General features: G+C 60.9%; 14 protein-coding genes. 4 read left to right on the forward strand and 10 right to left on the reverse strand.

The genetic code is table 11. From position 1 onward, the window contains the following. Window positions 1-41 precede the first annotated feature (41 nt). Genes pqqC through L4G42_RS06155 form a run of 4 tightly spaced genes read left to right on the forward strand, consistent with a single transcriptional unit; the run spans window position 42 to window position 4,020 of the window. On the forward strand, window positions 42-797 hold the full coding sequence (gene pqqC / locus L4G42_RS06140) for a pyrroloquinoline-quinone synthase PqqC (RefSeq protein WP_237259610.1): 756 nt from the start codon (window positions 42-44) through the stop codon (window positions 795-797). Next, a complete protein-coding gene (pqqD, locus tag L4G42_RS06145; protein ID WP_237251549.1) occupies window positions 794-1,069 on the forward strand; it encodes a pyrroloquinoline quinone biosynthesis peptide chaperone PqqD in 276 nt (91 codons plus the stop codon). The genes pqqC and pqqD overlap by 4 nt, the downstream gene beginning before the upstream one ends. After that, window positions 1,041-2,228: a pyrroloquinoline quinone biosynthesis protein PqqE gene (gene pqqE / locus L4G42_RS06150; protein ID WP_237251550.1), complete on the forward strand. Its 1,188-nt coding sequence runs from the start codon at window positions 1,041-1,043 to the stop codon at window positions 2,226-2,228. Before pqqD ends, pqqE begins: the two co-directional genes overlap by 29 nt. After that, complete coding sequence (locus tag L4G42_RS06155) at window positions 2,194-4,020, forward strand: S9 family peptidase (RefSeq protein WP_237259611.1); 1,827 nt, start codon at window positions 2,194-2,196, stop codon at window positions 4,018-4,020. The genes pqqE and L4G42_RS06155 overlap by 35 nt, the downstream gene beginning before the upstream one ends. A 225-nt stretch (window positions 4,021-4,245) precedes the next feature. Here L4G42_RS06155 and L4G42_RS06160 read toward each other — a convergent pair whose 3' ends face one another. The 10 genes from L4G42_RS06160 to bioF all read right to left on the reverse strand — a co-directional run bounded on the left by L4G42_RS06160 (window position 4,246) and on the right by bioF (window position 15,305). Further along, complete coding sequence (locus tag L4G42_RS06160) at window positions 4,246-5,112, reverse strand: DMT family transporter (RefSeq protein WP_237251552.1); 867 nt, start codon at window positions 5,110-5,112, stop codon at window positions 4,246-4,248. 85 nt (window positions 5,113-5,197) lie between these two features. After that, window positions 5,198-5,359 carry a YqaE/Pmp3 family membrane protein gene (locus tag L4G42_RS06165; RefSeq protein ID WP_037019089.1) on the reverse strand — a complete coding sequence of 54 codons (162 nt, stop codon included), beginning with the start codon at window positions 5,357-5,359 and terminating at the stop codon, window positions 5,198-5,200. A gap of 373 nt (window positions 5,360-5,732) precedes the next feature. Then, complete coding sequence (locus L4G42_RS06170; protein WP_237260657.1) at window positions 5,733-7,511, reverse strand: acyl-CoA dehydrogenase C-terminal domain-containing protein; 1,779 nt, start codon at window positions 7,509-7,511, stop codon at window positions 5,733-5,735. Between the two features lie 222 nt (window positions 7,512-7,733). Next, window positions 7,734-9,029, reverse strand: coding sequence for a GGDEF domain-containing protein (locus tag L4G42_RS06175; protein ID WP_237251554.1), 1,296 nt, complete (start codon window positions 9,027-9,029; stop codon window positions 7,734-7,736). A gap of 178 nt (window positions 9,030-9,207) precedes the next feature. Next, on the reverse strand, window positions 9,208-11,013 hold the full coding sequence (locus tag L4G42_RS06180) for a phenylacyl-CoA dehydrogenase (protein WP_237251555.1): 1,806 nt from the start codon (window positions 11,011-11,013) through the stop codon (window positions 9,208-9,210). Between the two features lie 346 nt (window positions 11,014-11,359). Then, complete coding sequence (locus tag L4G42_RS06185; RefSeq protein ID WP_237251556.1) at window positions 11,360-11,656, reverse strand: pyrroloquinoline quinone biosynthesis protein PqqE; 297 nt, start codon at window positions 11,654-11,656, stop codon at window positions 11,360-11,362. Window positions 11,657-11,781: 125 nt separating this feature from the next. Beyond that, on the reverse strand, window positions 11,782-12,462 hold the full coding sequence (gene bioD, locus L4G42_RS06190; protein WP_074886878.1) for a dethiobiotin synthase: 681 nt from the start codon (window positions 12,460-12,462) through the stop codon (window positions 11,782-11,784). Window positions 12,463-12,549: 87 nt separating this feature from the next. Continuing rightward, entirely contained in the window at window positions 12,550-13,398 is an 849-nt protein-coding gene (gene bioC / locus L4G42_RS06195; protein WP_237251557.1) for a malonyl-ACP O-methyltransferase BioC, read from the reverse strand. Then, window positions 13,391-14,122, reverse strand: a complete 732-nt coding sequence (locus L4G42_RS06200; RefSeq protein WP_237251558.1) for an alpha/beta fold hydrolase — start codon at window positions 14,120-14,122, stop codon at window positions 13,391-13,393. The genes bioC and L4G42_RS06200 overlap by 8 nt, the downstream gene beginning before the upstream one ends. Continuing rightward, a complete protein-coding gene (gene bioF / locus L4G42_RS06205) occupies window positions 14,115-15,305 on the reverse strand; it encodes an 8-amino-7-oxononanoate synthase (protein ID WP_237251559.1) in 1,191 nt (396 codons plus the stop codon). The genes L4G42_RS06200 and bioF overlap by 8 nt, the downstream gene beginning before the upstream one ends. Window position 15,306: the final 1 nt, after the last annotated feature.

A 15,306-nucleotide genomic window follows, 5' to 3' on the forward strand; every position in this document is an offset into this window, starting at 1 on the left:
GATGTAAACCGCGCCTCACATTCGTTAGGAAGAGTCCCGAAATGAGCGATGCAACGCCGCTGTCCCTCGCTGAATTCGAACAGGCCCTGCGCGCCAAGGGCGCGTATTACCACATCTATCACCCTTACCATGTGGCGATGTACGAAGGGCGCGCGACCCGGGAGCAGATTCAGGGCTGGGTCGCCAACCGGTTCTACTATCAGGTGAATATCCCGCTGAAAGACGCCGCGATCCTGGCCAACTGCCCGGACCGTGAGATTCGCCGCGAGTGGATTCAGCGCTTGCTTGATCACGACGGCGCGCCCGGTGAAGACGGCGGCATCGAAGCGTGGCTGCGTCTGGGTCAAGCCGTGGGCCTGGATCCTGACCAGTTGCGCTCGCAGGAGCTCGTTCTGCCAGGCGTACGATTTGCCGTCGATGCCTACGTCAATTTCGCCCGTCGCGCCAATTGGCAGGAAGCGGCGAGCAGTTCGCTGACCGAGCTGTTTGCGCCGCAGATCCATCAGTCGCGTCTAGACAGCTGGCCGCAGCACTATCCGTGGATCGACCCGACCGGCTACGAGTACTTCCGCACCCGCTTGGGTCAGGCGCGCCGCGACGTTGAGCATGGTCTGGCGATCACGCTTCAGCACTACACCACGCGGGAAGGCCAGCAGCGCATGCTGGAAATTCTGCAGTTCAAACTCGACATTTTGTGGAGCATGCTCGATGCCATGAGCATGGCGTACGAGCTGAACCGCCCGCCCTATCACAGCGTGACCGACCAACGCGTCTGGCACAAAGGAATCGCCCTATGAGCTTCAATCGCGAGCAGGTGCCCAGCTGGCGCCGCGGTTATCGTTTCCAGTTCGAGCCCGCGCAAGACGGCCACGTGCTGCTCTACCCCGAGGGTATGATCAAGCTCAATGACAGCGCGAGTGCAATCGGCGGCCTGATTGACGGTCAGCGCAGCGTCGGCGCCATCATTACGCTGCTTGACGAAAAATTCCCCGGCGTTCCCGAGCTCGGCACTGACGTCGAGCAATTCATGGAGGTCGCCCGTGCAGAACTCTGGATCGAATTTGCCTGACTCAGTGAACACTCCGTCCGATGTCTACATTCCGCCCACGCCCCCGGTCGGGCTGCCGCTGTGGCTGCTCGCCGAGCTGACCTATCGCTGCCCGCTGCAATGCCCGTATTGCTCCAACCCGCTGGATTTTGCCAAGCAGGGGCAAGAGTTGAGCACCGAGCAGTGGTTCAAAGTCATGGCCGAAGCCCGGCAAATGGGCGCGGCGCAGATCGGCTTCTCGGGTGGCGAGCCACTGGTGCGTCAGGATCTGGCCGAGCTGATTGCCGAAGCGCGGCGGCTGGGCTTCTACACCAACCTGATCACCTCCGGCATCGGCCTGACCGAGCAGAAGATTATCGACTTCAAGGAAGCCGGGCTGGACCACATCCAGATCAGTTTCCAGGCCAGCGACGAGCAAGTGAACAACATGCTCGCCGGCTCGAAAAAAGCCTTCGCACAAAAGCTGGAAATGGCTCGCGCCGTGAAAAAGCATGGCTACCCGATGGTGCTCAACTTCGTGACCCATCGGCATAACATCGACAAGATCGACAAGATCATCGAGCTCTGCGTGGCGCTGGAAGCTGACTTCGTGGAGCTGGCGACCTGTCAGTTCTACGGCTGGGCGCATCTGAACCGTGTTGGCCTGCTGCCAACCAAAGACCAACTCGTGCGCGCCGAGCGCATCACCAACGAGTATCGGGTCAAGCTCGCCGCTGAAAACCACCCGGTGAAGCTGATTTTCGTCACCCCCGATTACTACGAAGAGCGCCCAAAAGCCTGCATGAACGGCTGGGGCAACCTGTTCCTGACCGTGACGCCGGATGGCACCGCGCTGCCGTGCCATGGCGCGCGGCAGATGCCGATCCAGTTCCCCAACGTGCGCGACCACACGATGCAGCACATCTGGTATGAGTCGTTCGGTTTCAATCGCTTTCGCGGTTACGAGTGGATGCCAGAGCCTTGCCGCTCCTGCGACGAGAAGGAAAAGGACTTCGGTGGCTGCCGCTGTCAGGCGTTCATGCTCACCGGCGACGCGAGTAACACTGATCCGGTGTGTAGCAAGTCGCCGCTGCACCACTTGATCACCCAGGCCCGTGATGAAGCCGAGTATGCTAGCCAGACCATCGAGCAACTGGCCTTCCGCAATGAACGAAACTCACGCCTCATCGCCAAGTCCTGACCTTCTTTCTGCCGCCCAGGCTGTGGCGGCAGGCACCGATTTCGCCGAACTTTGCGCCAGCCCTGCGGGGCTTTTCTGGAGTGAATTCCGCCCTCAGGATGCCGCGACGCGCATCTGGCGCTGGCACGACGGCGCGGCCGCTTGCCTGACCCCCGAGGGTTTCAGCGTGCGCAGCCGGGTTTATGAATATGGCGGCGGGTCGTTCTGCCTGACCGACGATGCCGTGGTGTTCGTCAACGAAGCGGACCAGCAGATTTACCTCCAGCCCTTCGACGCTCAAACCCCTCACCCCCTGACCCAGGGCGACAAACTCTTCGGAGATGTCCGCTACGCGCGTGGGCAGATTCTGGCGGTTGAGGAGGATAAAGATACTCATCGGTTGGTCGCGATCGATGTCGCCGACGGCCGCCGCCATGTGCTGGCCGAAGGCGCCGATTTTTACGCATCGCCCACCGTCAGTCCGGATGGCAATCGCCTGGTGTGGATTGAGTGGTGGCGGCCCCATCAGCCGTGGACGTCCACGCGACTGATGAGCGTCGAACGCCAGGCCGATCTCGCGTGGGGCCGACCCCACTGCCTCGCGGGCGGGTTGGGGCTGGAATCGCTGCAGCAACCCCGCTTTGATGAAGCCGGCCACTTGTACTGCCTGACCGACCGCGCCGGATTCTGGCAGCCGTGGCTTGAAACGCTGGACGGTTTTGAAGCGCTGCCCGCCGCCCCTGCCGATCATGCCTCGGCGCCGTGGCAACTCGGAGCGTCGACTTGGGCGCCGCTCAGCGACGGCGCGTACCTCGCCGCCTGGTTCGAAGACGGTAAAGGCCTGCTCGGCGTGCGCTCGGCGCAGGGTTCAGTTGAAGATTTCAGTGGCGATTACAGCCGCTTCAGAAGCCTCGCGGTGGACGCGGACTACATCTATTGCATCGCGGCGTCGCCCGTCTGCCCCTCTGCGGTGATTGCCATCGGTCGTGCTGACAAGCGCGTTCAGGTATTGGCCGGCGGCGTGAGCCCGCTTCCCGTCGAGCGCATCAGCCAGCCGCAAACCTTGCGTTATCCAAGTGGGACCAGCGAGGCGCACGGGTATTTCTATCCGGCCATGAATGGCGACGACAAGCCGCCGCTGGTGGTGTTTATCCACGGCGGCCCAACTTCCGCCTGCTACCCCGCGCTGGACCCGCGCATTCAGTTCTGGACGCAGCGGGGCTTCGCCGTCGCCGACCTCAACTATCGCGGCAGCACCGGCTATGGCCGTGCCTATCGCCAGGCACTGTTTCTGGAATGGGGCGTTGTCGATGTCGAAGACGCCTGCGCCGTGGTTGAATACCTGGGCAATCAGGGCCTGATCGATCCGGCAAATGCGTTCATCCGAGGCGGCAGTGCAGGCGGTTATACGACGCTGTGCGCACTGGCGTTCCAGGATGTTTTCCGCGCTGGGGCAAGCCTGTATGGGGTGAGTGACCCGCTCGCGCTGGCGGAAGCCACGCACAAGTTCGAAGCGGATTATCTGGACTGGCTCATCGGCGACCCCGACGTCGACATGGCGCGCTACCGGGAACGCACGCCGTTGCTGCATGCCGACCAGATCAAGGTCCCGGTGATCTTCTTCCAGGGCGAACTCGACGCCGTGGTTGTCCCCGCCCAGACCCGCGACATGCTCAATGCGTTAATGGAAAACGGCATCCCGGCTGAAGGGCATTTCTATCCTGACGAACGCCACGGCTTCCGCAAAGCCGCCAACCTGGCCCATGCACTGGAAACCGAGTGGGCGTTTTACCGAAAGGTGATTGATGGTTGAGGTGTCAGGCATTTGCTGCCCCAAGTGTTGATTGCGGCCCGAAATCCGTAGGAGCCGGCTTGCTGGCGAACCGCGTGTCCAGGCGACACTGCGGCGTCTTAAATGACGCATTCGCCAGCAAGCCGGCTGCTACACATCGCATTTGGCCCGGGAATTACCAGCGACCAAAGATGCTGCCCTTTTTGATTTGAACCTGCGGGCCCACGAAACAACGAACACATTCAGTCAGCCATACACGTGCAGCGCCACGGCGCCGATCAATACCAGCCCCACCCCGCAGACCTGAATGGCGCTGAGCCGCTCTTTGAAGAACAGGAAGCCAAGCACTGCGGCTATCCCGCCTGACAAGGTGCTGATCACGGTGACCACGGAAATCGATCCCACCATCGCGCCATACGAGAACGCAGAAAACCCACCCAGGTTGAGCAGGCTTGCCGCCACAAGCGTTGCGCCGGCGCGTGCAGGGGGCAGCTTCATGGCGTCTTTCATCCGCAAAATCATCGGCGACAAAACGGCGAGGCCGACCAGATACCCCAGCCAGAGCATCGTGACGGGGCCCAGCGCTGGCAACGCGTAACGGCCCTGCATCCAGAAGCTCGACCCGTACAGCAAGGCGGCGCCCAGTGCATAGACAATCGCTTCCCGGTTGTGCTTTTTCGCCGTGGAATCGTCACCTGACGTGATGCTCGACAGAACAACTCCCAGCACACACAACGCGATCAACAACAGCTGTGTCAGCGAGATGTGCTCGCCGCTCGCCCACGAGAACAGCGTGGTGAATACGCCATACGACGTCACCAGTGGAGCCACAATTGAAGCTTTGCCGAGCGCGAACGCTTTGGACAGGGCCAGCGCGCCGCAGACTGTCAAAACCGAGGCAAGCACACCCAGCAGCCACACGTGCCAAGGCGCAGAGAATGATTTGGAGATGAAGGCCGGGTAGCACAGCAAGAGCATGCACATGATCAGAAAGCCAAGCGCCTGACCGAAATAAACCGCTCGCTTAACCCCTACTGCACGGGCATTTAGCCCTACCAGAAAATCTGTGCCGCCCCAGAATAGAGCGGCGAGTAATCCCAAAACAACGTCCATCCCTGACCTTCCTGATCATAAAGTCCGATGTCGGACTCTATGTCAGCTGACCTGAGACAGGAAGGGCGCTGTTTACCGGATCGGGTTACTTGCGACTGACGATGATGTAGATCGCGTGGATGATCCCCGGGATGTAGCCCAACAGGGTCAGCAGGATGTTCAGCCAGAAGGCGCCGGCGAAACCGACTTGCAGGAACACGCCCAGGGGTGGAAGCAGAATGGCGATGATGATGCGAATGATGTCCATGGGTGGAGCTCCTGATTAATGGCCCAATGGGGGCCGCACAGCTAATCGACCTTGGACCATTACAGGGGTTCCGCGACACATATCATCAAGCCATTACCTTCCCGCAGGCACCTCAAGCGAAGCGGCCGGCGGCGTTGCACTTTTCCCGAATGCAGAAAAAAGAAAACCCCGCCTAAGCGAGGTTTTCCAGACTGTTTCCCATGACTTCCATTTCTTCCCGCCGTCCTGGCAGGCGATCCCTTACGTGTCCGTGTTATCTGTTTGCGCATCCTGCGCGACGTCCATGTGTGTAGATTAAACTTGGATCCACTGAAGAGATAGAGCCGAATGCCATCACGTTATGTAAGCAAATGCTTACACGCTTTCCACGGTGTCAGAACTGTGACGCCTCCAACAAGTACAGCGACTCGCTGCCCGCCTTAACAGAGGCCGAAAGGGACTGAATCCGCGGCAGCAGACGCGCGAAATAGAAACGCGCGGTGCCCAGCTTGCTGGCGTAGAAATCTTCCTGACCTTCCTTGCCCCACGCCGCTTTTGCCATCATCGCCCACATGTAGGCGTAGGCCGTGTATCCGAACGCATGCAGATACTCGACGGACGCGGCACCGATTTCATTAGGGTTGCTACGGGCCCGGTCCAGTACCCAGTCGGTCAATTCGTCCAGCGTGGTAAGCGATACGGCCAACGGCTTGGTGAACTCGGCCTGCGAGCTGTCAGACGAAGCGATGAATTGACGGACTTCGTCGGAGAACAGCTTGTAATACGCCCCGCCACTGGCAACGACCTTCCGGCCCATCAGGTCCAGTGCCTGAATGCCGTTGGTGCCTTCGTAGATCTGGGTGATGCGCACGTCACGCACCAGTTGTTCCTGACCCCATTCGCGAATGTAGCCGTGACCGCCGAACACCTGCTGACCGTGCACGGTGGTGTCCAGGCCCATGTCGGTAAGGAAAGCTTTGGCGACCGGGGTCAGCAGCGCAACCAACGCATCGGCGCGCTGACGCACATCGGCGTCTTCGCTGTACTTGGCGGTGTCCAGTTGCATGGCCACGTACGTGGAGAACGCGCGACCGCCTTCGTTCAGCGCCTTCATGGTCAACAGCATGCGACGCACATCGGGGTGAACGATGATCGGGTCAGCGAGGGTGTCCTTGGACTGCGCACCTGTCGGGGCCCGGCTTTGCAGACGATCGCGGGCGTACTCGATCGCGTTTTGATACGAGCGCTCGCCGGACGCCAGGCCTTGGATACCGACACCCAGACGCTCGTAATTCATCATGGTGAACATCGCCGCGAGGCCTTTATTAGGCTCGCCGATCAGATAGCCTTCGGCTTGATCGAAATTCATAACGCAGGTGGCCGACGCTTGAATGCCCATCTTGTGTTCGATGGACCCGCAGAACACCGTGTTGCGCTCACCGAGGCTGCCATCGTCATTGACCATGATCTTCGGCACGAGGAACAGCGAAATGCCCTTCGGCCCTGCCGGTGCGTCAGGCAGCTTGGCCAGTACGAGATGAATGATGTTCTCGGTGAGGTCGTGCTCGCCGCCGGTGATGAAGATTTTCGTGCCGCTGATCTTGTAGGAACCGTCGGTCTGGGGCTCCGCTTTCGTGCGGATAATCCCGAGGTCGGTGCCGGCGTGGGCTTCGGTCAGGCACATCGAACCGGCCCATACCCCGGCGTACATGTTCGGCAGGTATTTGGTCTTCAACGCTTCGCTGGCGTGGTTGTTGATCGAAACGCAGGCGCCGGACGTCAACATCGGGTACAGCCCGAACGCGAGGCTTGCGGAGTTGACCATCTCCTCGACCTGGGCAGACACCGCTTTGGGCATGCCCATGCCGCCGAGTTCAGGGTTACCGCCGACGCCAACCCAGCCACCTTCAGCGTACGTTTTGTAGGCCTGAACGAAGCCTGCCGGGGTGGTGACAACGGTGTCTTTCCAGTGACAGCCTTCTTCATCGGCCGCGCGACTCAGGGGTGCGACGGATCTGCCAGTGACTTTGCCCGCTTCTTCGAGAATCGCCTCGACGGTCTCGGCGTCCACAGTTTCAGACAATTCGGGCAGCGTGGTCCAAAGTCGGGAGACTTCGAACACTTCATTGAGGACGAAGCGCATATCGCGCAAGGGCGCTTTGTAGTCAGCCATGGCAAACCTCGTTTCAGCGGCAGAGAACTCGGGGAGGAGCGGCACAGCAGGGATGTCGCGGCGCCGATGTGTCAGTGGAACGAGTGTACATGAACACCATTTGCGACACATAGGGTCAACGCGTGACTATTAATAGATATCTGGTCACGATTGAAGAACAGTCATGCGTATGCCCGCTTACGACCGCAAGAGCGCTTGCCTACAGATTAAAAAGAGTACATCTCAGCCAGCGGCGGCCATCCGCACGGCACCGCGTTTGCTGGTCTGCGCGTGACTGATGACGCAGTTACGGCCAGCGCCTTTGGCGGCATACAGCGCCTGATCGGCGGATTTGAGGACTTCTTCCGGATTGCGGTGCTCCGGCAGACGCTCGGCTACGCCGATGCTGACGGTCACCGAAACCGTGGATGCCTTAGAGCCCGCCCGACGCTGGCGCCCCTGCAGGTCATCGTTTGGACGGTTGTCCTGATTGCGCAGGTGAATCTGATAGCTGGCGATGGTTTCGCGAATGACTTCGAGGTGCGGCATGCACTCTTCCAGGGTTTTGCCGGCAAACACGATGGCGAACTCTTCACCGCCATAGCGATAGGCGCGCCCGCCGCCATTGGTGATCTTCGACAATTTGCTCGCCACCAGACGCAGCACCTGATCGCCGACATCGTGGCCGTGGGTGTCGTTGAATTTCTTGAAATGATCGACGTCGCTCATCGCCAGCACGTAATTGCGGCCCAGTCGCTGCATCCGCTCATTGAGCGCCCGTCGGCCTGGCAGCCCTGTCAGCTCGTCGCGGAAGGCCATTTGATAAGCCTCGTGCGCGACCGCTGCGGCAATCATCAACATCACCTGACTGCACATGATGTTCAGGGTGAACGGCAGGATGAAGGTTTTCGGTAACGCCCAGAACATCCCGAGCAACCCCACCAGTTGAGCCGCATGCAGGGGCCGCGGCTTATAGACGTACTGCGTGATGAGCACGCCGAATGCGATGAGAAAGGTCACGTAGGACAGCTGGATCAGGCTCATCCAGTCTCCGTGCAGCGCCGGCCAGCGTATGTCGGCAAGCCAGGCCAGCAGCCCGGCGGGGAAGCGCTGTTCGAGACCCAGCGCCACGCTGCCTATGGCGACCAGGACGGCCAACCGTGCAACCAGGTCCTGAAACAGATGGGTCCGCTCTTCCCAGGCCGCGTACAGCCCGAACATGACCGGTAGCAACAGGCAACACAGATGAAACACCACGGCGGCGTCCTCTCGGACCTTGCCGTTATCGCGGTAGTAGTCGGTCTGTGTGTCGAGCAGGAAATAGGCAATGTACACCGTGATCATCAGGAACAGCTCACGCTGTCGCTTGTACACGCCGCAATACGCGCCGCCCAGCAACAGCACCAGGGTGGGCAGTACGTTGAAAAGTGAGGTGAAGAAGACGTTGAGGTCTTTCACGTACGCGGCTGCCAGTCCGGCAATCAGCAAGGCCAGAGAAGGTAAAAAATGACTGAGCCGTGCGGCAGAGGGGCGCAGCAAAAGGACTATCTCCTCACCGAATGATGCGAGTGCTGATTAAATGGCATTGTGCCTGTATCGGCCGCGTCATGCATAGGATGAGAAAGAATGTACGTGGCGTTGGGGCGAAAATCGGCCAGACACAAAAAAGCCGCCTGTCCCTGGGGACAAGCGGCTTTTAGTGAAGCCCTGCGGTGAGTTAGTAAGCCAGGCCGAAGTGTTCTTCGTTCATGTCCATCAGGTTGCTCGCGCCCGACAGCATGGTCGCCACGTGAGTGCGGGTGCGCGGCAGGATGCGCTGGAAGTAGAAGCGCGCCGTCTGCAGCTTGGCGGTGTAGAAGGCTTCTTCGCCGGTGCCGGCCGCCAGTTTCTCGGCTGCCACACGGGCCATGTCAGCCCAGAAGTACGCCAGGCAGGCATAACCGGAATACATCAGGTAATCCACCGAAGCGGCACCGACTTCTTCACGATCTTTCATAGCCGCCATGCCGACCTTCATGGTCAGTTCGCCCCATTCTTTGTTCAGCGCAGCGAGCGGCGCAACGAATTCGCCAATCGCTTCGTTGCCTTCCTGGGACTGACAGAACTTGTGGACGATCTTGGTGAAGCCCTTGAGCGCCTCGCCCTGAGTCATCAGCACTTTACGACCCAGAAGGTCGAGCGCCTGAATACCCGTGGTACCTTCGTACAGCATGGCAATACGGGCGTCGCGAACGTTCTGCTCCATGCCCCACTCAGCGATGAAGCCGTGGCCGCCGTAGACCTGCACGCCGTGGTTAGCGGATTCGAAACCGACTTCGGTCATGAACGCCTTGGCGATCGGGGTCATGAACGCCAGCAGGGCATCGGCTTGCTTCTTGGCTTCGGCGTCGTCGCTGTACTTGGCGATGTCGACCTGCTTGGCGGTGAAGTACACCATCGCGCGAGTGCCCTCGGCGAAAGCCTTCATGGTCAGCAGCATGCGACGTACGTCCGGGTGAACGATGATCGGGTCAGCGGCTTTCTCCGGCGCCTTCGGGCCAGTCAGCGAACGCATCTGCAGACGCTCACGTGCGTATTTCAGGCCGCCCTGGAAACCGATCTCGGCGTGGGCCAGACCTTGCAGCGCAGTGCCCAGACGTGCGGTGTTCATGAACGTGAACATGCAGTTCAGGCCCTTGTTCGGCGGGCCGATCAGGAAACCGGTCGCGCCGTCGAAGTTCATCACGCAGGTGGCGTTGCCGTGGATGCCCATCTTGTGTTCCAGCGAACCGCAATTCACAGCGTTGCGCTCGCCGACGCTACCGTCAGCGGCCGGCACGAATTTCGGCACGATGAACAGGGAAATGCCTTTGGTGCCGGCAGGCGCGTCGGGCAGGCGGGCCAGCACGATGTGGACGATGTTATCGGCCATGTCGTGTTCGCCAGCGGAAATGAAGATCTTGGTGCCGGACACTTTGTACGAACCGTCAGCCTGAGGCTCGGCCTTGGTGCGCAGCATGCCCAGGTCGGTGCCGCAGTGCGGTTCGGTAAGGCACATGGTGCCGGTCCACTCGCCCGAGACCAGCTTGGTCAGGTAAGCGTCCTGCTGTTCAGGGGTGCCGTGCTCGGAGATGGTGTTCATCGCGCCATGGGACAGGCCCGGGTACATGCCCCACGACCAGTTGGCTTCGCCGACCATTTCACTGACCGCCAGACCCAGCGACTCAGGCAGACCCTGACCGCCATGAGCGACGTCGTGCGCCAGGCTCGGCCAGCCGCCTTCAACGAACTGTTTGTAGGCTTCCTTGAAACCGGTCGGCGTTTTTACGCCGGACTCGCTCCAGGTGCAGCCTTCGGTGTCACCCACACGGTTCAGCGGGGCCAGGACCTGCTCACAAAACTTGGCGCCTTCCTCGAGAATGGCGTCAACCATGTCAGGCGTGGCGTCCTGGCATGCTGGCAGACTCTGATAGTGCGCTTCGTAGCCGAGCAGCTCGTCACGGACGAAGCGAATATCACGCAAGGGGGCCTTGTAGTCAGGCATAGCGATAAACCTCTGCTGGTGAATCCTGGAATTGGATGACCGTGTGGTCACTGTGAGGCGTTGCCCCGGCGCCGGCGCTTGGGATCACGTGGCGATCAAACAGGTGTTTGAAACATACGTTTACGCCTATACCTTGTCAAGCGACGCCCTGCACCTTTCATCACCTGATGCGGGCAACGCGCAGGCGTGCGTATACGACGCCAGGCGGTTCAGACCGGTGCGTTGAGTTTAGAAAGCGTTGGGACAAAAAACGCGAAAGTGCCCGCAGGATGGGCGCGTGAATGAGGCGTTATTCAGGAGGGGGAGCATCCAGCGACGTGCGCCGCAGCGCACGAAGGGAGGAGAGTCAGGCGAAGGTGTCGATCAGCGTGCCGAGCATTTCATCGCTGGCCTTTTCAACTTTGACGCCAGCCTGGACTTGAATCCGGCCTTGGGTCAGTTCAACCACATTGGTGGCCATGTCGGAGCTTTGCGGGCGATCAACGGAGCGAAGGCGCTCAAGCTGGAAATCCGAAGACTGACTGCGTCCGGACACTTCGGTCGCGGGGCTGGCCAGTTGGGTGGCAGCCTGATCGACACGGCTCTGCCCGACCTGCATTGCGCTAAGGCCCGGGTACAGCGTGTTGTTCAGTGAGATTTGCATGAGCACGATCCTCCTGTTCATAGCGAACACAGCGATTAAAGCAGCAAAACGCATGGATTACTCCGCAATGCGACTAGTGGCATTGCGCCTTGTGACGGGCCTCACACTCGGCGACTTTGTAACGATTAATCCAGCAACTCCAAATGCAAATGCTCGGCAATCATTTCCGCAGTCGCCTTCTTCATGAACGGCACTCGACCAAGGCACGGCGCCGGCAGACGCTCTGCAAGCGTGGCGAGGTTTTCTTCAAGCCGTGACGTTTTGGGATCGATGATATTCGCCACCCAGCCCGCCAGTTGCAGACCGTCGTTGGCGATCGCTTCAGCTGACAGCAATGCATGGCTGATACAGCCCAGCCGCACGCCCACCACCAGAATCACCGGCAGCTTGAGCGCGATGGCCAGGTCGGACAGATTGGCCTGATCGGCCAGCGGGACGCGCCAGCCGCCGGCGCCTTCGATGAGCGTGAAGTCAGCCTGCTTGTCGAGGATATGCTGCATCGGCCCGAGCAAGGACTGCACCGTCAGGGCGACTCCCGCTTCCCGCGCCGCCAGATGGGGCGCGATCGCCGGCTCGAAGGCCACCGGATTGACCTCGTTGTAGGTCAGCTGAATCGAACATTCGGCACGCAAGGCGACGGCGTCCGAGTTGCGCAACCCCTTGGGTTTGACGTCGCAGCCTGAAGCCACCGGCTTGCCCGCCGCCGTGCTCAACCCCGACTGCCGCGCCGCGTACAGAAGCCCCGTGGCGATGGTGGTCTTGCCAACGTCGGTATCGGTTCCAGTGATGAAATACGCAGCGCTCATCGTGGCGACCATCCGTTCAGATATTTCAAACTATTGCCTGCTTACTATAGCGCCCGTGTGACGGACGCCGACTAAATAGATCATTCTTTAATCAATGCCGGGTTTCGCCAGGATGGCGTACACCACCTGATACGTGGCGGGCAGGCCTTTTTCCTGACGAAACCTTTCGTACGCCTCCATCAGCGCGTGAATTCGCGCGCGGCCGGTCAGGCCTCCCGGACGACCCGGATTGATGTTGTGCGCGCCCAGTGCCTTGAGTTCGTGGGTCAGGCTGCGCACGTCGGGATAGTGCAACACGTGCGGCAGGACTTCGAGGCTGCGCACGTTCAAACCGCTGGCGGTGCAGAGGCGTTGATACGCCTCGCGCTCGCGGAAGCGGTTGACGTGGACCATGCCGTCCACCGCCTGCCAGCTGTCGCGCAGTTCAAACAGCGTCCCGACGCAGAGGCTGGCAAAAGCGAACACGCCGCCCGGTTTCAGCACGCGACCCGCTTCGCTGAGCACCGCGGAAAAGTCCGGGCACCATTGCACTGCCAGGCTGGAGAACATCAGATCAACACTCGCGTCGCGCAGCGGAAGATTCTCCGCGTCGCCTGCCACGTAATGAGTGGCACCGCCCAATGGCCGTGCATAACGCAGCATGCCTTCGGCGAGGTCGAGCGCAACACCTTCGCTTTGCGGAAACGTCTGCGCCAGCGCGCGGCTGAAACAGCCGGTGCCGCTGCCCAGGTCCAGCCAGAGCGACGGCGCCAGATCAGGCAGTCGCGTCATCAATTCGGTGCCAACAGCGCGCTGCAAGTCGGCCACGCTGTCGTAGCTGGCCGCCGCCTTCGAGAAGGACGCCGCCACTTGGCGCTTGTCCGGCAGCACGTGTTGTCCGGATGCCTGTTGCTGTTTCACGGCCTTCAGCACCGCGCAGTGGGAAAGATCAGTCATCACCGGACTCGTGTAAAAACGCATGAACTGCAGCGGCGACGCCGTGCGGGTTTTCCAGAATGAAGGCGTGACTGGCCTGCTCGATCACGCCGACTTCGATGTCAGGCTGGAGGGTCAGAAGATCCGCCGATGCTTCTGCCGGCACCAGCGCGTCGAGACCGCCGAACAGGTGCAATTGAGGGCCGCGAAACGCTTGCAGCGCTTTGCGCGTGTCCATTTGCTCGAGCAGCTTCAGGCCTTCGATCAAGCCGTCACTGGTGCCATGGGGCGCGCAGGCTTTCAGTTGTCTCGACAGCGCCCGTGGCTCTTCGGCCCCTCGCACACACAACAGAGTGAAGCGCTTGAGCGTTGCGTCCAGGTCGGCTTTGCAACCGGCAATGAACGCGTCGAAATCCGTTTGTGGCATCGCGTTGGGCCACTCGCTGCGGGCCACAAAGCAGACGTTGCTGGCGAACGTCGCCAGACCACAGCAGCGCTCGCCCCTGCGCGCGGCCAGTTCGGTGGCCAGCATGCCGCCCAGCGACCAACCGCCCAGCCAGACGTTGTCGGGTAATGTCGAATCCAGCTCATCGAGCCAGTCGTCGAGGTTGTCGTTGTCCATCTCAGGCAACGGCTCGATCACGACCCGCAAATGTTCGTCGAGCCCTCGCAGCGCTGCGGCCAGCGGTTCAAGCGGCGAGACGCCAAGGCCCCAGCCCGGCAACAGGATCAACTGATCACGCATGGTCCAGCTCCGAAGATTCGTCTACGCCCAGCAGCGGATAACACTGCTCCAGTGCCTGCAACAATAGCTGCACCTGCGCTTCGCTGTGGGCGGCGGACAATGTCACGCGTAAACGCGCGCTGCCCGCAGGCACTGTCGGCGGTCGAATGGCGGTGACCATCACGCCGCGCTCTCGCAGCAACTGCGACAGCCGCAAGGCGCGACCGCTGTCGCCGATCAGGATGGGCTGAATGGGCGTGAAACTGTCCATCAGCTCCAGGCCGAGGGCTTGAGCGCCGACGCGAAACTGCTTGATGAGTGCCGTGAGGTGCTCACGCCGCCAGTGTTCGGTGCGCAGCAGTTCGAGGCTTTTCAGCGTCGCGCACGCAAGCGCCGGCGGCTGACTGGTGGTGTAGATGTACGGGCGGGCGAACTGGATCAGCGTTTCGATCAACTCTTCGCTGCCCGCAACGAACGCGCCGGCCGTGCCGAAGGATTTACCCAGCGTGCCGATCAGCACAGGGACATCATCGATGCCCAGGCCGAAGTGTTCGACGATGCCTGCGCCATTCGCCCCCAGCGGGCCGAAGCCATGAGCGTCGTCGACCATCAGCCACGCGTTTTTGGCTTTCGCCGCCTTGGCCAGCCCGGGGAGATCAGCGACGTCGCCGTCCATGCTGAACACACCGTCGGTCACCACCAGGGTGTCTCCGACCGCTTTGTCCAACCGGCTGGCGAGGCTTTCGCAGTCGTTGTGCAGATAGCGGGAAAAACGCGCGCCGCTGAGCAGGCCGGCGTCGAGCAACGAAGCATGATTGAGGCGATCTTCCAGCACCGTGTCGCCCTGGCCCACCAACGCAGTGACGGTGCCGAGGTTGGCCATGTAGCCATTGGAAAACAACAGCGCGCGGGGCCGACCGGTGAACTCGGCGAGGGCTTCTTCGAGCGCGTGATGGGGCGTGCTGTGGCCAATCACCAAATGCGAGGCGCCACCGCCGACGCCCCAACGCTCGGCGCCCGCTTGCCACGCAGCGATGACCTCGGGATGACTGGCCAGCCCCATGTAATCGTTGTTGCAGAACGCCAGCAGCGGCTTGCCGTCCACCACCACTTCAGGGCCCTGCGGGCTTTGCAGCAAGGGCCTCTGGCGATAAAGGTGCTCGGCACGACGGGCAGCGAGACGTGCGTTCAGATCAAAAGACATG

This window comes from Pseudomonas petrae (assembly GCF_021728295.1).
Classification (GTDB): domain Bacteria; phylum Pseudomonadota; class Gammaproteobacteria; order Pseudomonadales; family Pseudomonadaceae; genus Aquipseudomonas; species Aquipseudomonas petrae.